Consider the following 22,451-nt stretch of genomic DNA (forward strand, 5'->3'; position numbering starts at 1 on the left):
GTTAGGTTTTCCGAACGTCCGACCGGTGGTGTCTGACGAACGTAGTGAGGAGTTCCGCCGGTCAGTGAAGGAAAGCCTTACCGGACCGTTCCAGGCGAACCGGTCTGACGGGATAAAACCCGGAATCGGAATAGAAAGAAAAAATAAACCTACCATAAGTTTGGAGAAACGGAAAATGAAAGTGTATCTACTGCCACATTTTCGAAGCAAAAGACTAAATTTTCTATTTCATCCGATAAAAATACAACCAGATAAAAAATCCTATTTTCCGAAGCACGATAGTGATCCAGATGATTAACTTCCTGACCATAAAACTACGAATTAAATCCTTCCGCCATATACGCTACGAAAGTAATTACCGTATTTCTTAAATACTTTACATAAAAAAGTAAATAAACAGAAAAGAAATCAACAAACCTTTAGCAACCGATTTCTAAGACCGATTCATGCGGTCACCGGATTTTCATATGTAGAATAGGAAAATAATTCCAGAATCTCTCCCCTACTATTCTTTTATATCACCGATCAGTAACAGGGGGATAAGGTTCCGTATCGGTATAATCCAAAATATCGATATAGAATCCTGTAATTTTTTTCAACTGGAAATCCGGTTTTTCAAACAGATAATGGCCTAGAAAACGGGATTCGGAGTACATCATATCCCCTTTGTTTTTTTCTTTTACGGCCATAGGGTCTATAAACTCCATAAGCCTTATGAACTTTAGAAACCGAAGTTATCGTTCCGATAAGTTTTTTACTGAACGACCCCGACGACCCAGGCAAACAGATTAGCTATCAGTTTCGACGCATTGCTATTGATGGTTCCTTTCGAATTGTTAATTCCGCTATTACTATTATTTGCAGAAAAGATATCGATATCTCCGATATAGATAATCCGGCGAGACATATCGACGCCCAAGACAATGCCACCGCCCGGTCCGTTCAATAGAGGGGTAATCCCTTCTGCACTCCCGGGACCGATTTCTCCATGAGTAACGTCATAATTCTGAAATTTGAAATTTGCATCGACAGGAGTATAAGGCGTGACAGTAAAGGGCCCCATATCCGTAAAAAAATCAGAAGCCGACTTTCCGGCCAACGGATATGAACCGCTTTTCGGTGAAGTTTGCATCAAATCCGGAGTACTTCCGAGAAATTCCTGCATGATAGGAGTATTGACTCCCTGGGAATCGAAAGACAAAATCAATACCCGTTTTGCAGAAGCCTTCAACCATCTGCCGACGGGTGAAAGATCAATCCTTAAATCACCATTACTGACATAATTGAAATAAATAACATCGGCAAGTGCTAAAGCAGCATCGTTTATACTACTGGCAGATACATTCGTCAACAGCAAATTAAAGCCTCCACAAGTGACAGTACCACCAGTACCGAAGTTAGCCGGATTATTCAGAATCCCCTGCAGGCCTGCTCCCCGGCTTTCAGGCGAAATATTGGGTAATAACAAATTTTCTCCTAAATGTCCTAAATAGCTTCTGAACGAAACCATATTTATCGTCCGGCCCGAAATATCCACAATTTGTTGGCGAATAGTCATCAATATACGCCAACGGCTGGCATTGATCACAAAATATGCTTTTCGTTCATCACTGTCGCTGTTATTACTTTGCAATGCAGTGACCACGATATGCCTCCCGTTATTCGTTTTTTCCACTTTGAAATACGAACCGGTAAGCGATTGTGCAGCTGTCCCCGACACATTGCCCTGTTCATCCGACCATTGGAAGGTATAATCGGAAAGATCTGTATCGACCTGAACGGTCAACGCTGCATTCTGTTTACTTCCCAGGACAACCTCGCGTGTAGATACTCCAAAATGATGATCCGTATCGAAATACATGTCTGTCGTCGACTCGTCCCAGGATTGTATATCCAGATTAATTTGTGCAGAACGATTACTGGCCGCTTCATCAGCCGATGGCCAACCCGGCCCGGCAACGCTCCGTATCGTGAAAACATAACGATGATTCCTCAATATCTGACCGAAACTTCCCTGAGTATCGTCCGGATCAAAATCAATCCGGTAATAGGTCACTTCCCCACTACCTGCATACTTTCCTCCAACGACAACACAAGTAGCCCCGTTCACCCGTTCAGACTCGGCAGGAGAAACCGATTCCGACAAATAAAGTCCGGAAACCGCCTGGTTACCACTTACTGCCGAGACCGGAGTATTGACCTCCATCCGGCTATTCACCGGAATACTTGGAGCGGTAACAACAGGAAGATCCTGATTCGCTATGAGTTGTATCCGGCTATTCACCCGATAAGCTTGTATGCTTGTCAATTCAAAATTCGTAATCCCACCGACCAACACATCTACCCGGGCAACAGCTCTTAACATGCTCACACCGCTGATTTCTTGCCGGTAATTCGCATCCAGCCCTGAAACCAGCCGGTAATGTCCGGACATCGGTAAAGTAGTGAAATTTCCACCGAGGGGGAACCCCAGCTGTAATTTTGTCCGTACCTCGTTTTCGGTATCACCGACCTGAGGTTCATTCGCCAATACTGCTGCTGTAGCATTAGCAACAATATAAAGGTCCAAGGTTTTATCTGTTGCAAGCAAACGGGCACTGAACGAAGTGGTCGTTCCTGAATTTGTGATCGAAATGCCCGGAACCCGGTATTTATATCCCCCCTCTTCGAAAACCAACAACTGAATTTCATCTATTTCTGTCTCCCGATCATTCCCGGCCTTACTTCGGACCTCTTTACCGGAATAAGGTCTGGAAACAATCAAACGCACCCATACCTCATTTTCTCCGGTATACTGCTCTTCCACTTCTTCCAGTCGGTCTGTACAAGATGTAAATCCGAACAATCCCATCCATAAAATCCATATTAGAACGCCCGTTCGCCTCATATTATATTTCCTCCTCTAACTCTGTTTTTTTACTGATAAACGAAACTTTTCTTTCTTGGTTATGAAAAAACTTTTCTTATTTCTCTACCGGCCACCGCTCAATAGCAAATAAAATTTAATGAAACGGACGAAAAGTCAAAACTTCAGGAATATAAAACAAAAAACAAAAATCCCAGTAAAACCCTTATAAATTGACAAACTAAAAAAGAATACAATGAGAAAGAATTGTTTGTTTATGATAATGTTCGCTACTGCAACCCATTAGGGTTGCAGTAAAAACGATGCTTCGCCGGCCGAAAGCGACCTGCCCATAGATCAAAATCCGACAGAGGTATTCGCCACATTCAAAATCAATGCCCCGGCAAATATGCAGACCAAAGCCACAAACAGCGGTACCGCCGAGGAAACGGCAGTAAAAACCCTCCATGTTTTTATTTATGATGTCGCTTCTCCTCACGCCCCGACAATCGCATCTTTCAGTACCGACGCCAATACCCTGATCAATTCAGGTAATAGCTGGACAGCTTCTACCCCAATCCGGACCTTAAAAGCCGATAAATATATCTTTGCCGGCATCAACCTGACTCCTGCCATTATCAATGAAATTACCTCCAGAGGCCTGGGAGCTTTCAGTTATAAAGAATTCGAACAAAGTATCTCCGACTTAACCAATCCGACCGATGGTTTCGTCATGTTCAACACGACATATCCTGCCGTCACTCCCGGCGATGCCTTAGCCACTTCGGCCGAAGCGGCCAAAGCGAATCCGATCTCTATCCCTGTTTCCCGGGTAGTGGCCAAAGCTGCTGTCGTTAAAAGCACTTCTTTCGTCGTCAACGGCGGTGGGACTATGCAAAATATCACCTATGGCTGGAGAAATATAAACCGACGCTTTTATTTTATCCCTAAAATCGATGGAGGGATCATCAAAGATTACAATTGGGATAGCTATAATGTAAATGATTTTGTTCGCGGAACCGATCAGATTCCGGTAAATGAAGCAACGGCCACTCCCACTACTTTTAGTTATGCTCTTGAAAATTCATTCAATTATATCCCCGGAAGTTCGTTGGTCGACCAAACCACCTTTTTAAGTATACAGGGGCAATTTCTTCCGACCCAGATTTGCAGAATCAAGACCGGAGTTACTGCTCCCCAGGGAGCGACAGACTTCGAATTCGTCAATAACCCGAATGGTTACGGGACGTTTTATGTCGTACGTACCGACGATGGTAGCAGTAACTATTTCATTACCGGCACAGATGCAGAAAAATATGCCGAATTATGTATTGCCCATGCTCCGGATATGCCGGCACTTACCGGAGGTTATTCCTTGAGTGACAACACCTTCACCAACGGGATGTGTTATTTTCATGTACTTGTAAACAGTGCAGCCAGCGGGCAATACGGTCCCTATGGAATTTACCGGAACCAATATTACCGCATGACCCTCAATTCTATTCAAGCCCCGGGTAACCCGAACGATAATTTCGACCACAATCAGGTTATCAGCCCCAACACTTGGGTTGACGTAAATATCACCGTAGACGAATGGCAGGAAATCGATGAAGATTGTGACCTATAAAATAAAAATACAGTACAACCTACGGATAATGAAGGTGATCCCAACCCTGTCGTTTATCACGTTAATCTTTTTATCCGCAGGTTGTATACGTGAAAATCGTTCCGGCTGCGGGGGATATTTGTCATTGAAATTCCGCTACACCGATTCTAATGGTGCTCCTTTGACGCCGGGATTTCCCGAAACCGACCATTTGTCGGTTTTTGTTTTCGACCGGCAAGGAATATTCGTATGTGAACGAAAAGATTCGGCTTTGCAACTCGATCACTACATGATGGAAATGCCCCTTCCCCAAGGCCGATACCAGTTTGTCGTCTGGGCCGGTTTATCCGAAAGTTACCGGTTATCTTCCCATGTCCCTTCACAAACCCATCTCGAAGATTTCGGATTACAGTTAAACCGGACAACCGATAATACAGTCCCTATTCTCCCTTCATTACTCTATCATGGCCTACATGAAACGATCGACGTAAACGCCGACGAGGACCAGGAAATCACAGTTGATCTCCGGCGGATCACCAACAATATCCACGTAATCGTCCATTATGCCACCCCCACTCTACAACTCCGGATCAGTATAGAAGATAATAACGGTAATTATGATTATCAAGGAGAAACTCTATCCGGTCAACCGATAAGCTACCTCCCGGAATATTCCCAACCGTCGGATTCTCCGAATACCTGGATCGCCGATTTCAATGTCATGCAATTACAAACCGATAGTGACACCCGGCTAAAGATATACAGTCCCGAAAAGGAGCTTCAATACAATGAAAAACTGATCAGCGGATTACTTGCCGAGAATCCCGATATTGATTTTAATTCCGACCATGACTTCACTATAGAAATCACTTTCGACAGTTATTATGTACCCGTCAGTATCCGGATCAATGACTGGGAAATCATTATCGAGGAAGCTGTTTTACCCTTTTTCAGCCCGATAAAGTACATGCCTGAGCAACGGATGTCCGGCAGGGACCAACGGATGATCGAACTCCCCGATTTTTTGCAATCCGATCTTTTGCATTACCCTTTCGGAGCGTCTGTTGGGTAAAGAAGTAAAGGAATAAATCTCCGGTAGTTGTAATTGCCTGAAAGCATAATCCAGACAAGCCCGGGCACCTTCGGTAGCATATCCCCGTCCCCAGGAGTTTTCGCATAAGCGCCAACCGATCTCGATACAGGGACAAAAATCTGTTTCAAAATTCGTATGATGTAAGCCGATATAACCGATAAATTTCCCGGATATTTTTACTTCTGCAGCAAATAATCCCCAACCGAATGTGTCGATTTCCCGTCGGATGCGTTCATAAAAATCCCGGCTTTCTGTGTCGGTCAGTGGTTTCAGAAAATATTCCATCACCTTGGGATCCCGATTCATTCGAGAAAAAACAACCGAATCCTCTTCTCTCCAATCCCGTAAAACCAATCGCTCTGTTTCTAAATAAATCATGTATTATAGGTTTACATTCGAATCGATAAAATTTCTCAAGTTATTCCAGTGAAATCCGCTCTAAATCATCCGGCACATAAACCCTGCCGGTAAACACCGAAGAGGCTTCACGGGTATATGCTTCCTTACGTTCAGCCAGAGTCTTATCTTCCGTATGATACAGGACTAAATGTTTTACCCCCAAAGCTTCGGCCAAACGACCGGCATCCAAAGCAGTACTGTGATGTTTTTCATAAGGTGAAAAAATTTCCCGGTCGCGATACAAACAAAAAGCTTCGGCCAGTAACCAGTCGGCCTGTTCGACATATTTCTTACAGGCCTCATTATAAGGTTCGTCTCCCAGACAAACCAGCACCTGTCCATCGGGTAACAAAACCCGGAATCCGAACTGCTTCATCTTGGTAGAAAGAATATCGAAAAAACAGATTGGCAGTCCCAGGATTTCTTTCCGGGTACCGTCCTTTACCTCACCCCAAAAGATACGTTCATCTATATATTTCAAAATTTTCCCGGGGAGTGTCAAACGGCAAAAGGTTCTCAGTGCATCGATCACTTCATTATGCCCGTAAACGATAAAATTCCTTCTATATTTATCATTCGACATCAAAGTAGCTATTTTCCGGATAACCCAGATCGCTCCTAAGATATGGTCGGTATGGGCATGTGTTACAAACATCTCACGAATACCTGTAAAAGGAACTCCGGCTTGCTCCAGCTGCTTGAAAATGCCGTTTCCGCCTCCTGCATCCACTAAAAAATATTCTTCTCCTGAAGAGAGTACAAAACAGGTATTATAACAACGGGTCACCATGGCATTGCCTGTACCTAACATAATTAATTCCATACCGATCAGATTAAAATCAGGGATAAAAATACATCATTTTATTCCTTTTTCTGCCTTTCGACCGAAAAATCAGGTGGTCGAAGCAGCATTTTTCTTTCCTCCGATCATCAAGACGGCGATCGCAGAGCTGACAACCATAATAATTGCCGTAGTGTGCAGGATATTTCCTATTCCGACTAAAGGCGAAACGATTCCTCCCGCCAGGAAGCTGACGGCCCCGAATACCGCCGATGCAGCCCCGGCGTTCTGCCGTTCGGAGTCCAACGCCAAAGCTGTAGAAGTCGGCAAAACAAGGCCCCCGAAAATCAGATTCAAAAAAAGAGCCGTTTCAAAGTAAGCGATCGGCATTTCATACCACAAAGTCAGTCCGGTAAATACAGCCAACACAAACGAACCGATCACCCCGGTAACCATCCCCTGCCTAATATGCCGAAAACGGCCGGCAAGCGTTGTTCCGATAATCAGTGCAATTGCATTTACAGCAAAACACAAGCTATATAACAGAGGGGATAACCGATAATGTTCCTGTAAAACAAAGGGAGAAGAAGAAATGTAAGCGAAAATCATTCCAAAAACGAAAGCTTGTATGAACACATAGTCCATAAACCGACGTTTTTTGAAAAGAGGCAGAAAAGTCCGGAAAGAAGAAAAAGCCGGTACATCGATCCGACGTTCAGGAGGTAAAGGCTCTTTCAGGCGCAAGCAAAGTAAAAGCAACAGAACTCCTAAAAACAGTAGAAAAACAAAAATACCCAACCAGTTGGTAAATTTCAACATAACTCCTCCCCCCACCGGAGCCAATATAGGCGCCAATCCGTTTACCGCCGAAATCATAGCAAAAGCCTTCGCCAATTCTTTACCACCATAACAATCGGTAGCCACCGAACGGGAAATCACAATACCACCGGCCCCTGCAATTCCCTGGAGAAAACGAAAAAAGATAAAAGCTCCGATACTCCAAGAGCAAATACAAGCGATGGTCGAAAAAATAAAAAGCCATAAGGAAAGCAGAAGTGGCAATTTTCGTCCGTATTTATCGCTCAAAGGGCCGACGATTATCTGTCCGAATCCCAATCCCAGCATAGCTGTCGTAATCCCCAATTGCACCATAGAAGCCGTTGTATCGAAATAAACGGTCATAGAAGGTAAGCCAGGTAAATACATATCTGTCACAAAAGGGCCGAAAGCAGCCAGAATACCTAATAAAACCAGTAAAAATGTCTTTGAATTTTGCATATCTTCCTATTTAAAATCACGCTACAAAGTTCTATCGATTTCCTCATTCCCAAAAGTTTCATTTCCTATGCAATTGGTTTTATTTGGTAATAACTTTATCTTTACAACATGCTAAACAGGATTCATTCACCCCAGGACTGTCTTTCCTCTCTTTGGGACAAATCGTTTCTTCAGGAGAGAGGAATAGCTTCTTTTTTTTTGACTGAAAAAAATACGTTCGAAAATACTCCCTTATTCGACGGAATATTCCGTTATCTTTTAATTCAAAAAGGGACGGCACAAATCACGATTACCGGTTTGGAATACTTTTTAAAACCTTCCTGCCTGGTGGTTCTTGCCCCGGAATACTATTGTCAATTTACAGAGATCGGTTCTGATTTTCAAGGCAGTTTATTGTTAGTCGATAAATCTTATTTAGACACTTTACCCGCCTCCGACAAAATGTACCGGCACATCACGAAAGTCATGCTACAACAACGGCAGGTCAATCTTTTGAATCAGCAACAACATCGGGTTGTATCCGAAAGTATACATACCATTCAGGAAAAATTAAAACTGACCCATCACCACCTAAAACACGAAATCATACAAAATGCCCTGGTAACCTTTCTTCTGGAACTCAGCAACATTTGGATCGAAAATCATTGGAACTTGCTCGATGAACCCTATCAAATCAGATACGAATATATCCTGAAACGTTTTTTCGACTCTCTGATGCAAAATTATCGCCGGGAACATTTAGTACCGTTCTATGCCGATCAACTGAATATCACCACACAATATCTTTCTTCGGTCATTAAAAGCCTGACCGGGCGTACGCCTAGTCAGTTTATTTTTGAAAGACTTTATTGTGAAGCCCGGGCTCTACTCGATCATCCCGATTTATCGATCAAAGAAATAGCCGAACTATTACACTTTTCCGATCAATCCGCTTTCGGTAAGTTTTTCAAAAAACGATACGGACAATCCCCTGTCGATTACCGGAAAAGACACCCTATTTAAAAAGCCAATCTTCTCCAGACAATCGGTTATACAACTTTTTCCTCACGTTCATTCATAATCTGCGGCATATTAGCCAACGCCCAACCGACCAGGCCTTCCAGATAAGGAATCAAACTAAGCCCCCGGGGAGTCAGGCTATACTCCACCCGGGGAGGAATTTCAGGATAGGCTTTACGCCCGATTAAACCGTCGGCCTCCAAAGTACGCAAAGTCACCGAGAGCATACGTTGGGATATATCGCCGATACTTTTCTGTAAATCATTGAAGCGCATTACTTCATTTGCATCCAGCGTAATCAATATTAACATCGCCCATTTACTACTCAACCGGCTCAGTATATCACGGATCGGACAATTCTCGGCATGATGAAAATTTTTCATTTTTTTAACTTTTTACAATCAGCTGTTTTTCAATATTAGTTACATCGAGGTAATTTACTAATCTTCAAGTGCGTTCTTGCATGTTCAAAAAACACCGCTTACCTTTACATCACAAAAGTAATAAACTTACTAAAAATAACTATTGTCTCATTTATAAATTATACGACTATGTCAAAAAAAGTAGCAGTATTAGCAGTAAATCCGGTTAACGGATCAGGATTATTCCAATACCTCGAAACCTTCTTTGAAAAAGGAATCTCTTACAAAGTATTTGCAGTTTCCGATACGAAAACCATCAGGACCAATTCAGGTATCCCCCTGGAAGCAGACGATATCATAGCCCATCTGTCCGGTCATTCCGACGAATTCGATGCTTTGGTATTTTCATGTGGTGATGCAGTACCTGTATTCCAGAACAATGCGACCCAACCTTACAATGTCGATCTATTAAAAGTCATTCAGGAATTCGCCACTAAAAAGAAAATAATGGCCGGACATTGTGCTGCAGGTTTAATTTTTGAAATTGCAGGTATCACAGAAGGGAAACGCCTGGCCATTCATCCTCTGGCCAAAGCCGCTATTCAAAAAGGCATCGCAACCGACGAACCTGCTGTGATCGACGATAATTTCTACACGGCTCAATGCGAGCATACCCTCCCGGTATTAATGCCCCGCTTGGTAGAAGCATTAGCATAACAGGCTTCCGGCAGACGTTTTTATCGTTTAGCATTCCTCTGCCATTGCCGGAAGGGAATTAGTTTATAAAGTTCGTAAAGAACTTTATAAACTTTATAAACTAGAGAAAGTACGGTATACCAACACCCTGGCATCTTCTTCCAGAATAACGGTAAACTCCTTGCCGGTAGCTTCGTTCAATGTCGCTTCCCACCAATACAGGAGACGCCTTTTTTCTATCGGATAACGAAGTCCGGATACAGAAATCCTACCATTAGGATACAATGAAAACAAGGAAACCTGTTGTCCCGGTTCACTATCCAAAGTAGTCGTCCGGTATAAGGGTGTAAACCATCCGAAATCGGAAACCATTTCTACCCGTTCGAATTCAGTCACATACTGGGCCAGCAAAGAAATATTACCCAAGGTATGATCTTCACGCCTACCGGTAGCCCCCAGAATCAATACTTCCCGGAAGCCTAAAGTTTTGACATAATTCACAGCCTTGGTCAAGTCGTTCGTCTCCTGATCTTTCACCCGGTGAATCCGATCGGAATAACGGTTTCGAACCGGTTCCGGCAAACTATCCAAATCACCGACAACCGCATCCGGTAGCCGGCCATTCTCCAATCCGATCACAGCCCCATCACAGGCAACAACAAATTCAGCCTGCCTCAATAGTTCCAATGCCTGTTGCCCTGTCGGAAATAAACCGTTTGCAACAACCACACATTTATATCTTTTGATCATACCACTTTCCTTTCTTTTTCCAATTGATCCATCCTACAATCGCTAATACGCCATAACATACAAATAAAAAGCAGGTCGGATACAAAGCCCGCTGATAATACAACAATGCCGACACCCCGTCGATCACCACCCAAAACCACCAGTGTTCCAATATTCTCCGGGCCAGCATCCACGTTGCCGTAATACTCAAAGCTGTGGTAAAAGCATCTCCGGCCGATACGGGCGAATCGGTATAATCCGACAAAATGAAATACAACGTACCGTACAAAAAAACAGTTACGACAGTAATGCCCCATATCAGCCTGATATTCAAACGACGGTACAATATCAGCACTTCAGTGCCTTCCTGTACAGCCTTTCCCTTATGCCATTGCCAGAAACCGTATATACTGATGCAGACATAATAAATATTCAGGCTCATGTCGGCATAGAATTTAGAGAAGAAAAAAACAAAGATATAGACAAACGAAGTAACAAACCCGACAATCCACATTGCCCGATGCTGAACGATCTCCAAACCGAGATAAAGCAAACCCGTCAATACACCGAAATATTCCAGTCCTTGTTCCATGCGTTTTCCTTAAATATACAACTGCAAAAGTAAGTTTATTTCGTTACTTATTCGTCTCCGGTGACCGGAATTGTCGACCCGGTCACTTCCACCGGTCAGTGAAGGAAAGCCTTAACGGACCGGTCCAGGCGAACCGGTCTGACGATATAAAAAACGGAAGCGGAATAGAAAGAAAAAATAAACCTAGAATCAAATCGGCCTATAAAGTCTATAAAGTTCATAAAATGCATCGACCGGCGTTCTTTCCCGATCATTTAAAATCACCGAACAAATGTCTCAAAGCTATCAGCGGGTGATAAAATAACATTCTCGGACCGGCATAGCGCATCACCTGCCGCATTTTCTGCCGCATACCGGGTTTATAGCAATGTATTTTACAATGTTTACACGAAGTTTTACGTTCTCCAAACGGACAATGCTCCAAACGGGCATGCGCATACTCCAACAAAGCCCGGCACTCCTCGCACAAACAATCGTTCCCTTCCTGCTTCCGGCAATACAAACGGACCATCATCCCGACCACTCTTTTTTCTCTTTCAATCCGGGACATATCCATCTACAAATTTCCGATATTGTTTTTCAACTTCCTGCAAGAGCTTTAAAGGACATTTCGATCGTTTATCAAAAAACGAAACCGTTACCGTCAACCCTTCCTTTTTTTTCACCTTGCTCCAATTACCTATAATCTGTCCGCCATATAAAATCACCGGATAAAACGTCCCCCACCTGTTAAAAGCTTTCGAATGGTGCTTTTCCGGAATAACGGGAGTCCGGTCTTTATAGCTCACCAAATACTCATCGAAAGGAGGAAGCAATTGGATCAGATCTCTATTTTCCGTTTTCCGACAAGCTGCAAACACCCAAAACGCCTGTCCTTCAAAATGTTCTTCAACTAGAAGTTCTTTAATCGAACCGATCGCCTGTTGGGCTTCTGTCACCGTCAGTCCCGACCACCAGACGAAATCTTTTAGAGTAGCAGGAGAATGACTACGAAAATAATTGACAGCCAGACGCGCCAAAGCTTCTTCCCTGGGCAAGGAGGAGGCAGGGGCCACCTGTTCATCCAGCAAAGCATAACCGGGCTTTCCATTCTTATCCGCACCGCTACATACAATCCCTTCCATTTCGGCCCGGAGCACATAACGTCTTACCCGATCGCCGGTAACAGGGACACCGGCATGCCCCAACTCCATTTCTATCTCTTCACGCGTGAGGCAGTTTCCTCCGGACAGCATCTTACCGATCAAATCATTACACTGAGTATATTGATTTTCTGAAATGTCCAGTCCACTGGCTTTCACCCAGGAATCGATCACCTTTTTGAGCCGGGAAGAAGTGAGTTGCAACATCCAGCGTAAATCTTTTCCGGCAACATAATGCCAGGTAGGACGCATAATGTGAGTCCGCACAATTTCCCCTTTCGCCAGGGCCTCATTTACTTGCGCAATCGTAGCCGACTTCAAACGCAGCCCGACAGCCCATTTCGACATGGTATAATCTTGTGCCTGCATGGCTCCCATCCAACCGACCAAATCGGCAGGATGCCCGAATTCAGGTTCTGCCAACTGATGGCATGCCATCCGAATATTTGTCAATGTACCCATTTTATCCGATCTTTACCGCCGCAAGTTGGCAAAATTGTCTGAGAATAATGCATATTCAAATCATAATTTTCCGGCAAATTTACCGAAGTCATCACTGAAATCACTATTTTTAAAACAAAAGATTTTCGTAAAAATGCCAGGCCGATCATGCTACGCTGTGGACCGATGACATATTCGTAGGTTTATTTTTTCTTTCTATTCCGGTTCCGGGTTTTGTGCCGTCAGACCGGTTCGCCTGGAACGGTCCTGCTCCAATGGTCTTCCGGCATAAACCCTGCATCTCACGTTAACACGACCTGGCAAAGGAAAAATTAGAAAAATTTTATAGAATAAAATACCGGCTCACCTCTATCGGATTATGGATAGTTGGGTTACTTTACCGGAAAATCTTTTTTCGCTGAAATTTATGGTTTTCAGGTCCGGTTTAGCTTGCCAGGCAGTGATAACGTAAGTCGGAGGTGTTCGTGTTCGGGGACCATTGGAGCTCCGGCGAGTGTCGTCTTGCTTTTTCTGAACGCCCGACCGGTGGTGTCTGACGGAAACGTAACGTAAAGTTTTTTGCGGAGTGAGGAGTTCCTCCGGTCAGTGAAAGAAAAAGCCAGACGACCGACAGAAGCGACCGCGTCCCCCAACACGAATACCGAAGACGAACAAGGACCGGAATAATTCTACATAAAAAATAACCGAGAAGTTATCATTTGGTAATTTTTTACCCTATAGTTTGCCTTACCTTTGCGACGAAATTCAAAAAAAGAGGAATATGAGAGACAGTATTGATTTCGGAAGCATGAACATTTCGACCTTGTTCAGAAAATTATTGATTCCGACAGTTTTAGGAATGATATTTTCAGCAGTATTTGTAATCACCGACGGTATCTTTGTCGGGAAAGGAATCGGTAGTGATGCTTTAGCAGCCGTTAACATCACTGCCCCTTTGTTTATGATCACGACGGGTATCGGCCTGATGTTCGGTATGGGCGCATCTGTAGTCGCTTCTATTCACTTATCCCAGGGGAAAGTAAAAGTAGCGAATATCAATATCACCCAGGCAATCGGATTCGCTTCTTTACTCATTCTGATTCTGTCCGCCCTGTGTTGTCTGTTTTTAGAACCTTTGGCCCACTTGCTGGGAAGTTCGGAACGCCTATTGCCCGGCGTTATGGAATATATGATCTGGTATATTCCTTTTCTGGTATTCTATCTAATCCTGAATGCAGGGATGTTCTTCATCCGTTTAGACGGTTCCCCCAATTATGCCATGATGTGTAATGCTATAGCAGCAGTAACCAACATCCTCCTCGATTATATTTTCATCTTCCGTTTCGGCTGGGGACTGATGGGGGCAGCCTTTGCAACCAGTCTCGGGACAACGATCGGGGGACTGATGACAGTTGGTTATCTGCTGCGCCGGTCACATACTTTACATCTGCAACGAATCAAATTAAGCCGGAAAAGTATGCAACTTACCGCCCGGAATATCGGTTATATGGTTAAGCTCGGTTCATCGGCCTTTGTCACCGAACTATCCATCGCCTTTATGATGTTTCTGGGAAATTACGTATTCATCAGTCATTTAGGAGAAGACGGAGTAGCAGCATTCAGTATCGCTTGTTATTTTTTCCCGATTATTTTTATGATATACGACGCAATCGTGTTATCGGGTCAGCCGATCCTCAGTTATAATTTCGGTCTCCGGGATACATCACGGATCAAACAAACCCTCCGTTTGATGTACAGAACAGCACTCCTCTGCGGAATAAGTTTTTTCACCCTCACCGCCCTTTTCCGCCACCAGATTGTCGCTCTGTTTATCGGACCGGAATATGCAGCTTATCAGATTGCAGTGAAAGGTTTGCCTTACTTTGCCTTCGGCTTTATATTTTTCGCCGTCAATATGATTGGAATCGGTTATTATCAAAGTATCGAACGGGCACATCGGGCTACCGTCATCACCCTGCTACGCGGGATACTATTTATGCTGGTGGGCTTCCTGGTGCTTCCTATATTACTCGATGTAAAAGGAATATGGCTGGCCGTCCCTCTGGCAGAAGTACTCACCCTTCTCCTGATCGGCAGCCTTTATCTGCACGAAAAGCAGAAACAGAAGTCTTAAATTTACCGAAATCGGCTTTACTCCTGTGGAGAACTTTCGGTCTTGTCCGCCGCCCTTACGACTACCTTAATCTAAAATTAAGCACTATCTTTGCAGAGCAAAAAGAACAGATCAACTATGGAAGTCTTTATCGAGAAATTCTGCCGAAGGTATAACCTTTCAGAAACGGATGTAAAAGCATTGACAGAACAAATGCAGGAAGTACGTTTTAGAAAAAAAGAAGCTATTGTCATTGAAGGAGAACGCAATAGCAATTTATACCTGATCAAAGAAGGAATCTGGAGAGGACATTATCTGAAAGACGGAACCGATACGACTATCTGGTTTGCTTCTGTCGGTGAAATAGCCTTTTCGATCTGGGGATATGCCGACAATTCGATCTCCCAAATCTCTATAGAAGCCTGTAATGACAGTATCGCATACAGTATTCCGCGCCATCTTTTAACCAAGTTATTCGATTCATCCCTTGGATTAGCCAACCTCGGGCGCCGTCTGATGGAGCAACAATTGCTTACCACTGAAAACTGGTTACTCAGTAATGACAGTCCGCGTGCTAAAGAACGCTACCTGACTTTAATCCGGGAAACCCCGGAATTATTGCAACATGTCCCGCAAAAACACATCGCTTCTTATCTGTGGATCACCCCGCAGTCACTGAGCCGGATTCGGGCAAAAATAAAGCTATAGAGCAGGAATTTCGTGTTTAGAAACTTTTAGTTTGTTGAGACTTCCCAAACTGCTCACCTCACTTATCCCCGTCAATCGATCTTATGCCGTACGACAGTGATTTTCCGCTTTTCGATCCGGAGATATCCTTCATCGGCCAATTCCGACAATACCCGGGCTAAGGAGGGACGTGCCACTCCCAGGATATCGGCGATCTCTTGTCGACTACGCGGATTTTCATGTTCGCGAAGATAAGCCAGCAAGCGGGTTTTCAAATCCTGTAAGGCAAAAGCATTCAACTTACGGCTCAAAAAAATACTCCGGTCGGAAATGATCCGCAGAAAATTTTGCATCACTATCTTTTCCCGATGCATCAGGTCTACAAAATCAGTCCGGTTCAAAACCAGCACTTCACAATTTGTTAAAGTGGTAATATTTACCGGGAAACGGTTGTCTGTAGCAAAAATAAAAGCCGGAGCCAACAAACGGGGAGCTTCGATCTCCTCTATCGTCACCTGTTTCCCCTCTTCATTCACCATATTAGTCCGTACCCGGCCACTATACAACAAATACAACGACTGACAAACCGTCCCCTGTAAAGCAATAAAATCACCGATACCAAACTCACGCAAAGCATTCGGAGTACGACCGATAAAATTTTCCAGGAACCTTTCTGAAAGCCCTCTGAAAACCGGAGCCTCTGCCAATTTCTTATAATCCATCATCCGTCTTGTTTATTATTTATTATCCTTCTCCCTGCAAACACCTTTTCCCCCAATAACCCAACAACTTCATAACTCTATAACTCAGTAACTCAACAACTCAGTAACTCTATAACTCAGTAACTCAACAACTCAGCAACTCTACAACTCAACAACTCTACAACTCAACAACTCTCCTCCCCAAATATAGCACAATTCCCCTCCATATTTTTTTCCATTGTAACATTTGTGACAATTCTTCTGTAATAAGATTCCGATTTTTGTCATTACATTAAAACAGACAAATATGAAACGCACGATAATTAAAATCGACGACTCCCGGTGTAATGGTTGCGGTCTTTGTGTAAAAGGTTGTCACGAAGGGGCTCTGCAACTGATCGAGGGCAAAGCCGTTCTAGTGAGCGAACTCTATTGCGACGGTTTGGGGGCCTGTTTAGGAGAATGCCCGCAGCAAGCGATAGAACTGGAAGAGAGAGAAGCCGAAGCTTATGACGAACGTAAAGTGATGCAACGCCTGCTCCCCAAAGGAGAAAAAGTGATCTCCGCTCATCTCCGTCATCTGGCAACTCAGGGACAGCAGGATTATCTCCAACAAGCCATCGACGTATTGGAGGAAAATCATCTTCCTATACCTGTTCCGGCAAACAAGTCAACACCCCAAAATTCCTTTCTGTTTCACGCAACGCCGACTTCAGCCACCGGAGGTTGTCCCGGAAGCCGGAATATAACCTTCACTCCACAATCACAAAAACAAGCCATCGGTATCCCGGCATCGGCGCAAAGCCAAACGGATACCTTCACCTCACCGGTATCGATGCCCAGCGAATTACAACAGTGGCCCGTTCAGTTACATTTACTGTCTCCGACCGCTCCCTGGCTGAAGAAGGCGAATCTATTGGTTGCTGCGGATTGTACAGCCTATTCTGCCGGGGATTTTCATACCAACTGGCTTCGTGGGAAACGCCTGGCTATCGCGTGTCCGAAACTGGATCATGGACAAGAAATATATCTCGAAAAATTGATTACGATGATCGATGAAGGAGGAATAGACACCCTGACCGTTATGATCATGGAAGTGCCTTGTTGCAGTGGGTTATTGCACCTTTGCCAGAAAGCCCGTCAAAAAGCAAAACGCAACATTCCTTTAAAGATGGTCAAAATCAGCCTACAGGGCGAAATTTTAGAAGAAATATGGCTATAAGATTACTTTTTACGTATAAAGTAAAAGGTATACAAATCAATAAAATGTTATGAAAGAATCGATGTTTTGTTTTCAATGTCAGGAGACAGCCAAAGGGACAGGCTGTACAGTCCGCGGAGTATGCGGTAAAAACAGTACAACTTCGGCTCGCATGGATTTGCTGCTCTTTGTAATCAGAGGAATTTCTATTGCAGCCCACACCTTACGTACGCACCGGATATTACCCGATCCACAAGTCAATGCTTTTGTCATCGACGCCCTCTTTTCGACTATTACCAATGCTAATTTCGACGAAAAAAGCATCACCGAACGGATCAATCGGGGGTTCAATCTTCGCAACCGTCTGGTTGCTCAGGCATCGTCAGCCGGCATCACCTTTCCTTCGGCCGACGAATTGACCTGGAACGGAGCCCCGGAAGCTTATGATGATAAAGCGGCTGAAGTGGGGGTATTACGCGAACCGAACGAAGATCTGCGTTCACTGAAAGAATTAATTGTATATGGACTCAAAGGAATGGCGGCTTATACCGGGCATGCTATGCGCCTGGGATACGATAATCCGGCTCTTCACGAATTTATACAACGTACCTTGTCCGATATCGCTATCGGTAACCTGTCGGTCGGAGAACTCACCGCCCGTGTCCTGCAAACCGGGACATTCGGCGTACAGGCCATGGCCCTACTCGACCAGGCCAATACCGGAAGTTACGGTAATCCTGAAATCACCGAAGTCAATCTGGGCGTCCGTTCTAATCCCGGAATCCTGATCAGCGGACACGATTTGAAAGATATGGAAGAGTTGTTACGGCAAACCGAGGGAACCGGAATCGACGTGTATACCCACAGTGAAATGTTACCTGCCCACTACTATCCGGCATTCAAAAAATACAAACATTTCGCCGGTAATTATGGAAATGCCTGGTGGAAACAACGGGAGGAATTCGAAACTTTTAACGGACCGATCCTTTTCACGACCAATTGTATCGTACCCCCATTACCGGCAGCCACCTACACAGCCCGGATGTACACGACCAATTCAGCCGGATATCCCGGATGTAAACACATCGTAACAGATGCGGACGGGAAAAAGGATTTTTCGGAAATCATCGAAAAAGCAAAAACCTGTAAACCTCCGGTAGAAATTGAAAAAGGAACCATTGTCGGTGGCTTTGCCCATCACCAGGTCATTCAACTGGCAGACAAGGTGGTCGAAGCTGTAAAAAGCGGAGCTATCCGTCAGTTTGTAGTCATGGCCGGATGTGACGGACGCATGAAAATACGGGAATATTATACCGAATTTGCCAAATCTCTCCCCTCCGATACAGTGATACTCACAGCTGGCTGTGCCAAATACCGTTACAACAAACTGGGTTTGGGAAACATCGGAAACATTCCCCGTGTCCTGGATGCCGGACAATGTAACGATAGTTATTCACTGGTACGCATAGCCCTGAAACTGCAAGAAGTATTCGGACTGAAAGATATCAATGAACTCCCTATTGTTTACAATATCGCCTGGTATGAACAAAAAGCCGTTATCGTACTACTGGCTTTACTGTCATTAGGTATCAAAAATATCCATCTGGGACCGACCATGCCCGCTTTCCTTTCACCGAATGTCGCCAAAGTCCTTACGGAAAAATTCGGTTTGAGCGGCAAAATTTAAAGCGCCGGAAAATGAAAGAGTAACAGCGGACAAAGCGATAAAAATCAAATTCAGATCGCTTTATCCGCTGTTACTGTCATCATCTAATACAAAAGGCTGTCACGGAGAAACTCCGGTTTTCTTTTCTGCGTACAACCGGAAAATAAAAATTTATATCATGACAGCAAATCGAAAAAAAGCACCCGAATATCTGAAAGACGATCATCTTAGTGTCGGTACAAAAGAATATCTCAAAGTATTGAATTCAGGTGACAAGCCGGTGGAATCGCTCTCTGTTCCGGAAGCCAGAAAGGTGTTGGTAACAGCACAAGCCAGCGTAAAAACAGACCTTTCCGGCATTGAAGAATCGGAAAAAACAATCACAGTGGACGATCACATGCTCCGTCTGAATATCCTCCGTCCTCAAGGTTCTAAGGAAAAGTTACCGGTATTCATCTTCATCCACGGTGGAGGCTGGGTATTAGGAGATTACCCCACCCACAAACGTCTGGCCCGTGATCTGGTAGTCGAGTCCGGTTACGCCTGTGTGTTCGTCAATTACACGCCTTCGCCCGAAGCCAAATTTCCACAAGCGATCGATGAAATATATGCAGCGACCTGTTGGGTGGCCGAGCATGGGGATGAAATTCATGTAGACGGTCACCGCCTCGGTATCGTCGGCAACAGCGTCGGGGGCAATATGACTATCGTCACCAGTATGCTGGCCAAAGAGCAAAAAGGGCCTGAAATCAAGGTACAAATCCTGATGTGGCCGGTAACGGACGCGAATTTCGACTGGGAATCCTATGATCTCTACGGAGAGCAACGTTTCCTAACCATTCCCTTGATGCAATGGATGTTCGACCAATATCTTACCGAGCAAGACGACCGCCTGAATCCTCATCTTTCTCCTGTACAAGCCTCTACCGAAGAGTTACAAGGTCTTCCTCCCACCTTGATCGAAGTTGCAGAAAACGATATCCTTCGAGACCAGGGAGAAGCCCTGGGCCGTCGTCTCGACGAAGCAGGTGTTGATGTCACCACCATCCGTTTCAACGGCGTGATCCACGATTGGGGGATGCTCAACGGATTCGCCACTTTACCTCCTACCCGTTCCCTGATCCTTTTTTCAGCTGCTATGCTCAAGAGATACCTGGAATAGCTCCCTCCCCCCCCCCACAAGCCATGCCTTTAGGCTTGTGGGGATCAGTGTCCCTCGCAGGGCCCGACCGGTCAGCGATCTGTAAACCCAACCACCCAGGTTGACACAACCGCTTATCGATCCTTTAGGGGTAAACTCACTTCTTACCTCACCGGCGTATAGTCGATAACCGATTCCTCTTCGGTCGCTTCCAGTTTAAATATGACAGGACGCAAACCGTCATTACAACTACATATAGCTACCCCGGGTTTTCTGATCCAGTCGCCATAATAAAACAATGTTTCACCCGCTCCATGCGAAAGCGCAAAAACATATTGGTAGATCGCTTTCCAGGCCTCATCGCAAAAGCCCTCGGGTTTAGCATAGTCGGCATAAAATACCTGCCCGGCTTTTAACATCGGACAAGCCTTCAAACCTTCTGCTCCGTACTCTTTTACCAACTCTTCGTCCAAAGTGGTTTTCAACACCGTTATCTTTACTTTTTTCATCGTATTCCGATTTCAAATTATTAAACCATCTTATATTCAATAACGTACCGTACGACGAGGTGAACCGCTCCAGGAACATCCCAAACAATAAATCACAGTCAGGTCGAACCCTTCGAGACTCTCCCCCTCCTTGGCGGCAATAACCTCAAACTCAACTGTCACAAACACCAAACGCCGTTCTTTTTTCTCGTTCAACACATAGAAATTCGGTATTTTACATTGCGGACACAAACGTCTTTTCATATAACTATCCTTTTTATTTTCTCACTCTATATCAATTATAAAAGCCCGGTCCCTGCCAGCTTCCGTAAAAACGGATTGCGAAGACAAGCGACAAACTGCTCGTAAGTATATACCGGCCGGAGGATGACTGGCTCTCCGGCAGGTGCAGTCGCTGAAAGCAGATCCGACATCCGGTGAAATAATTCCCAACGCAGATGAGAAAGCAAAGAATCCTCGATCCAATAAGAAAAAAGGGTATTCGGACTATTTTTTTCCAAAGCTTTCATTTGCTTGTAAAGAGGATATCCGTCGGATACATCGTGCCATAAATCCACAAAAGCATGGTCGTAATAGCCGTCGGACATGCAATTCGTCGCAAACTCAAAAGCATCTTGCCGAACGATATCGATCTTCTCCTTTTTAGGAAATTGAGGAAGGATATGCTCCCGGAACAGAGCGATGACATTTTCGTCCCTTTCGACAATAGTCAGCGTTTTCACTTCCGGTTTTTCAGAAACCATAAAAGCATAATACCCCATTCCGAGTCCGAAAGCAACAACCTGCCCCGCTGCCCTGGCTATGGGTTGCCGCATGGTTTCTATTTCATTCGGTTTAATAGCCATCCACTCCTGCCCGTCCTCCATGACTGCCGGGAATGAAAATTCCGTATCGAAAAATCCGATCTGTGGAATTTCTTTCAACTCTTCATCGGTCCGGATATCATCACAAACAAACGCTTCATAGGGTTTATATTTTTCAATGGTCAGCTTCCAATTTCCAAAATGAGCTTCAGGAATCCGAATTTGCCGGTAATAAGGATTCATCCGATATTCCTGCGGATCGAGCCGGCGGATACCGGACCTCAGATAAGCTGTCGACAGATAACGATCCCGGGGATTATTTTCCACATCCAGTCCACAAGCAGCGACCAACAAGCTGGTATAGGCTTCTGCTAACGTAATTTCACACTCACCGGTGATCCCCTCTATCAGTTCTTTCGTGATAAAATCAGGACATACCGTAAGATATCTGCTCATTAATCCCAGCACCTCATTATTCATCTCCAAAACCTCACCCAGATTTTTTACTTTCCGGCGGTCGATCGGACTTAAATCGATATTCATTTTCTCCTATTCTAAAAATTCAATCTTCACTCCTCAGAAGTCTTCTTTCCTACTCTCACCACCACTTTTCCAACTTCCATCAACTTTTGTGCCTCCGGTATTTCTTCAAAGGAAAATGTTTTGT

General features: G+C 44.5%; 21 protein-coding genes and 2 pseudogenes. 9 read left to right on the forward strand and 14 right to left on the reverse strand.

What is annotated here, in order from left to right:
- Nucleotides 1–518: 518 nt before the first annotated feature.
- Both AC5RDS_RS01700 and AC5RDS_RS01705 read right to left on the reverse strand, forming a co-directional pair.
- Nucleotides 519–707, reverse strand: a complete 189-nt coding sequence (locus tag AC5RDS_RS01700) for a hypothetical protein (RefSeq protein ID WP_013611358.1) — start codon at nucleotides 705–707, stop codon at nucleotides 519–521.
- A 47-nt stretch (nucleotides 708–754) separates the two neighbouring features.
- On the reverse strand, nucleotides 755–2,851 hold the full coding sequence (locus tag AC5RDS_RS01705) for a hypothetical protein (RefSeq protein ID WP_087381774.1): 2,097 nt from the start codon (nucleotides 2,849–2,851) through the stop codon (nucleotides 755–757).
- 313 nt (nucleotides 2,852–3,164) lie between these two features.
- Here AC5RDS_RS01705 and AC5RDS_RS01710 point away from each other — a divergent pair.
- Both AC5RDS_RS01710 and AC5RDS_RS01715 read left to right on the forward strand, forming a co-directional pair.
- A pseudogene (locus AC5RDS_RS01710) lies at nucleotides 3,165–4,472 on the forward strand (Mfa1 family fimbria major subunit); the annotation flags it as partial.
- Between the two features lie 28 nt (nucleotides 4,473–4,500).
- A pseudogene (locus AC5RDS_RS01715) lies at nucleotides 4,501–5,370 on the forward strand (FimB/Mfa2 family fimbrial subunit); the annotation flags it as partial.
- Between the two features lie 21 nt (nucleotides 5,371–5,391).
- Here the strand turns inward: AC5RDS_RS01715 and AC5RDS_RS01720 are convergent.
- From AC5RDS_RS01720 to AC5RDS_RS01730, 3 genes are all read right to left on the reverse strand, one after another.
- Nucleotides 5,392–5,922, reverse strand: a complete 531-nt coding sequence (locus AC5RDS_RS01720; protein ID WP_013611362.1) for a GNAT family N-acetyltransferase — start codon at nucleotides 5,920–5,922, stop codon at nucleotides 5,392–5,394.
- Between the two features lie 40 nt (nucleotides 5,923–5,962).
- On the reverse strand, nucleotides 5,963–6,766 hold the full coding sequence (locus AC5RDS_RS01725; protein WP_013611363.1) for an MBL fold metallo-hydrolase: 804 nt from the start codon (nucleotides 6,764–6,766) through the stop codon (nucleotides 5,963–5,965).
- 69 nt (nucleotides 6,767–6,835) lie between these two features.
- On the reverse strand, nucleotides 6,836–8,002 hold the full coding sequence (locus AC5RDS_RS01730; protein WP_013611364.1) for a multidrug effflux MFS transporter: 1,167 nt from the start codon (nucleotides 8,000–8,002) through the stop codon (nucleotides 6,836–6,838).
- 108 nt (nucleotides 8,003–8,110) lie between these two features.
- Here AC5RDS_RS01730 and AC5RDS_RS01735 point away from each other — a divergent pair, with 108 nt between their 5' ends.
- Nucleotides 8,111–9,004, forward strand: coding sequence for an AraC family transcriptional regulator (locus AC5RDS_RS01735; protein WP_013611365.1), 894 nt, complete (start codon nucleotides 8,111–8,113; stop codon nucleotides 9,002–9,004).
- Between the two features lie 26 nt (nucleotides 9,005–9,030).
- Here AC5RDS_RS01735 and AC5RDS_RS01740 read toward each other — a convergent pair whose 3' ends face one another.
- Nucleotides 9,031–9,384 carry a winged helix-turn-helix transcriptional regulator gene (locus tag AC5RDS_RS01740; protein WP_013611366.1) on the reverse strand — a complete coding sequence of 118 codons (354 nt, stop codon included), beginning with the start codon at nucleotides 9,382–9,384 and terminating at the stop codon, nucleotides 9,031–9,033.
- Nucleotides 9,385–9,552: 168 nt separating this feature from the next.
- On the opposite strand from AC5RDS_RS01740, the gene AC5RDS_RS01745 reads away from it, so the two are divergent.
- The gene (locus tag AC5RDS_RS01745; RefSeq protein WP_013611367.1) at nucleotides 9,553–10,080 is read left to right on the forward strand and encodes a DJ-1/PfpI family protein; all 528 of its coding nucleotides are present in this window, start codon (nucleotides 9,553–9,555) and stop codon (nucleotides 10,078–10,080) included.
- A gap of 93 nt (nucleotides 10,081–10,173) precedes the next feature.
- Here the strand turns inward: AC5RDS_RS01745 and AC5RDS_RS01750 are convergent, their stop codons facing one another.
- From AC5RDS_RS01750 to AC5RDS_RS01765, 4 genes are all read right to left on the reverse strand, one after another.
- Entirely contained in the window at nucleotides 10,174–10,809 is a 636-nt protein-coding gene (locus AC5RDS_RS01750) for a thiamine diphosphokinase (protein WP_022161288.1), read from the reverse strand.
- On the reverse strand, nucleotides 10,793–11,380 hold the full coding sequence (pnuC, locus tag AC5RDS_RS01755) for a nicotinamide riboside transporter PnuC (RefSeq protein ID WP_022161289.1): 588 nt from the start codon (nucleotides 11,378–11,380) through the stop codon (nucleotides 10,793–10,795). Before pnuC ends, AC5RDS_RS01750 begins: the two co-directional genes overlap by 17 nt.
- A gap of 250 nt (nucleotides 11,381–11,630) precedes the next feature.
- Nucleotides 11,631–11,936 (reverse strand): nitrous oxide-stimulated promoter family protein, encoded by a 306-nt coding sequence (locus AC5RDS_RS01760; RefSeq protein ID WP_013611370.1) that lies wholly within the window; start codon nucleotides 11,934–11,936, stop codon nucleotides 11,631–11,633.
- On the reverse strand, nucleotides 11,917–12,984 hold the full coding sequence (locus tag AC5RDS_RS01765) for a winged helix DNA-binding domain-containing protein (protein WP_175316019.1): 1,068 nt from the start codon (nucleotides 12,982–12,984) through the stop codon (nucleotides 11,917–11,919). The genes AC5RDS_RS01760 and AC5RDS_RS01765 overlap by 20 nt, the downstream gene beginning before the upstream one ends.
- Before the next feature lie 760 nt (nucleotides 12,985–13,744).
- On the opposite strand from AC5RDS_RS01765, the gene AC5RDS_RS01770 reads away from it, so the two are divergent.
- Both AC5RDS_RS01770 and AC5RDS_RS01775 read left to right on the forward strand, forming a co-directional pair.
- Nucleotides 13,745–15,097, forward strand: coding sequence for an MATE family efflux transporter (locus tag AC5RDS_RS01770; RefSeq protein ID WP_046403466.1), 1,353 nt, complete (start codon nucleotides 13,745–13,747; stop codon nucleotides 15,095–15,097).
- A 117-nt stretch (nucleotides 15,098–15,214) separates the two neighbouring features.
- On the forward strand, nucleotides 15,215–15,784 hold the full coding sequence (locus tag AC5RDS_RS01775) for a Crp/Fnr family transcriptional regulator (RefSeq protein ID WP_022159976.1): 570 nt from the start codon (nucleotides 15,215–15,217) through the stop codon (nucleotides 15,782–15,784).
- Nucleotides 15,785–15,855: 71 nt separating this feature from the next.
- Here the strand turns inward: AC5RDS_RS01775 and AC5RDS_RS01780 are convergent, their stop codons facing one another.
- Entirely contained in the window at nucleotides 15,856–16,485 is a 630-nt protein-coding gene (locus tag AC5RDS_RS01780; protein ID WP_013611375.1) for a Crp/Fnr family transcriptional regulator, read from the reverse strand.
- A gap of 286 nt (nucleotides 16,486–16,771) precedes the next feature.
- Between AC5RDS_RS01780 and AC5RDS_RS01785 the strand changes: the two genes are divergently transcribed.
- The 3 genes from AC5RDS_RS01785 to AC5RDS_RS01795 all read left to right on the forward strand — a co-directional run bounded on the left by AC5RDS_RS01785 (nucleotide 16,772) and on the right by AC5RDS_RS01795 (nucleotide 20,493).
- Nucleotides 16,772–17,686, forward strand: a complete 915-nt coding sequence (locus AC5RDS_RS01785) for an ATP-binding protein (protein WP_118106994.1) — start codon at nucleotides 16,772–16,774, stop codon at nucleotides 17,684–17,686.
- 49 nt (nucleotides 17,687–17,735) lie between these two features.
- Nucleotides 17,736–19,352: a hydroxylamine reductase gene (gene hcp, locus AC5RDS_RS01790; protein WP_013611378.1), complete on the forward strand. Its 1,617-nt coding sequence runs from the start codon at nucleotides 17,736–17,738 to the stop codon at nucleotides 19,350–19,352.
- A 157-nt stretch (nucleotides 19,353–19,509) separates the two neighbouring features.
- Nucleotides 19,510–20,493: an alpha/beta hydrolase gene (locus tag AC5RDS_RS01795; RefSeq protein WP_013611379.1), complete on the forward strand. Its 984-nt coding sequence runs from the start codon at nucleotides 19,510–19,512 to the stop codon at nucleotides 20,491–20,493.
- Nucleotides 20,494–20,636: 143 nt separating this feature from the next.
- On the opposite strand, the gene AC5RDS_RS01800 is transcribed toward AC5RDS_RS01795, so the two are convergent.
- Genes AC5RDS_RS01800 through AC5RDS_RS01810 form a run of 3 tightly spaced genes read right to left on the reverse strand, consistent with a single transcriptional unit; the run spans nucleotide 20,637 to nucleotide 22,327 of the window.
- Nucleotides 20,637–20,981: a TIGR04076 family protein gene (locus tag AC5RDS_RS01800; protein ID WP_013611380.1), complete on the reverse strand. Its 345-nt coding sequence runs from the start codon at nucleotides 20,979–20,981 to the stop codon at nucleotides 20,637–20,639.
- A 36-nt stretch (nucleotides 20,982–21,017) separates the two neighbouring features.
- On the reverse strand, nucleotides 21,018–21,224 hold the full coding sequence (locus tag AC5RDS_RS01805) for a hypothetical protein (protein WP_013611381.1): 207 nt from the start codon (nucleotides 21,222–21,224) through the stop codon (nucleotides 21,018–21,020).
- A gap of 35 nt (nucleotides 21,225–21,259) precedes the next feature.
- Nucleotides 21,260–22,327: a spermine/spermidine synthase domain-containing protein gene (locus tag AC5RDS_RS01810; RefSeq protein WP_013611382.1), complete on the reverse strand. Its 1,068-nt coding sequence runs from the start codon at nucleotides 22,325–22,327 to the stop codon at nucleotides 21,260–21,262.
- Between the last annotated feature and the right edge of the window lie 124 nt (nucleotides 22,328–22,451).

This window comes from Odoribacter sp. (genome assembly GCF_985060555.1).

Excerpts from the sequence above, each read along its gene's own strand:
- AC5RDS_RS01700 (WP_013611358.1), bottom strand. The coding sequence starts at position 707 with ATGGAGTTTATAGACCCTATGGCCGTAAAAGAAAAAAACAAAGGGGAT.
- AC5RDS_RS01705 (WP_087381774.1), bottom strand. The coding sequence starts at position 2,851 with ATGGGATTGTTCGGATTTACATCTTGTACAGACCGACTGGAAGAAGTG.
- AC5RDS_RS01720 (WP_013611362.1), bottom strand. The coding sequence starts at position 5,922 with ATGATTTATTTAGAAACAGAGCGATTGGTTTTACGGGATTGGAGAGAA.
- AC5RDS_RS01725 (WP_013611363.1), bottom strand. The coding sequence starts at position 6,766 with ATGGAATTAATTATGTTAGGTACAGGCAATGCCATGGTGACCCGTTGT.
- AC5RDS_RS01730 (WP_013611364.1), bottom strand. The coding sequence starts at position 8,002 with ATGCAAAATTCAAAGACATTTTTACTGGTTTTATTAGGTATTCTGGCT.
- AC5RDS_RS01735 (WP_013611365.1), top strand. The coding sequence starts at position 8,111 with ATGCTAAACAGGATTCATTCACCCCAGGACTGTCTTTCCTCTCTTTGG.
- AC5RDS_RS01740 (WP_013611366.1), bottom strand. The coding sequence starts at position 9,384 with ATGAAAAATTTTCATCATGCCGAGAATTGTCCGATCCGTGATATACTG.
- AC5RDS_RS01745 (WP_013611367.1), top strand. The coding sequence starts at position 9,553 with ATGTCAAAAAAAGTAGCAGTATTAGCAGTAAATCCGGTTAACGGATCA.
- AC5RDS_RS01750 (WP_022161288.1), bottom strand. The coding sequence starts at position 10,809 with ATGATCAAAAGATATAAATGTGTGGTTGTTGCAAACGGTTTATTTCCG.
- pnuC (WP_022161289.1), bottom strand. The coding sequence starts at position 11,380 with ATGGAACAAGGACTGGAATATTTCGGTGTATTGACGGGTTTGCTTTAT.
- AC5RDS_RS01760 (WP_013611370.1), bottom strand. The coding sequence starts at position 11,936 with ATGGATATGTCCCGGATTGAAAGAGAAAAAAGAGTGGTCGGGATGATG.
- AC5RDS_RS01765 (WP_175316019.1), bottom strand. The coding sequence starts at position 12,984 with ATGGGTACATTGACAAATATTCGGATGGCATGCCATCAGTTGGCAGAA.
- AC5RDS_RS01770 (WP_046403466.1), top strand. The coding sequence starts at position 13,745 with ATGAGAGACAGTATTGATTTCGGAAGCATGAACATTTCGACCTTGTTC.
- AC5RDS_RS01775 (WP_022159976.1), top strand. The coding sequence starts at position 15,215 with ATGGAAGTCTTTATCGAGAAATTCTGCCGAAGGTATAACCTTTCAGAA.
- AC5RDS_RS01780 (WP_013611375.1), bottom strand. The coding sequence starts at position 16,485 with ATGGATTATAAGAAATTGGCAGAGGCTCCGGTTTTCAGAGGGCTTTCA.
- AC5RDS_RS01785 (WP_118106994.1), top strand. The coding sequence starts at position 16,772 with ATGAAACGCACGATAATTAAAATCGACGACTCCCGGTGTAATGGTTGC.
- hcp (WP_013611378.1), top strand. The coding sequence starts at position 17,736 with ATGAAAGAATCGATGTTTTGTTTTCAATGTCAGGAGACAGCCAAAGGG.
- AC5RDS_RS01795 (WP_013611379.1), top strand. The coding sequence starts at position 19,510 with ATGACAGCAAATCGAAAAAAAGCACCCGAATATCTGAAAGACGATCAT.
- AC5RDS_RS01800 (WP_013611380.1), bottom strand. The coding sequence starts at position 20,981 with ATGAAAAAAGTAAAGATAACGGTGTTGAAAACCACTTTGGACGAAGAG.
- AC5RDS_RS01805 (WP_013611381.1), bottom strand. The coding sequence starts at position 21,224 with ATGAAAAGACGTTTGTGTCCGCAATGTAAAATACCGAATTTCTATGTG.
- AC5RDS_RS01810 (WP_013611382.1), bottom strand. The coding sequence starts at position 22,327 with ATGAATATCGATTTAAGTCCGATCGACCGCCGGAAAGTAAAAAATCTG.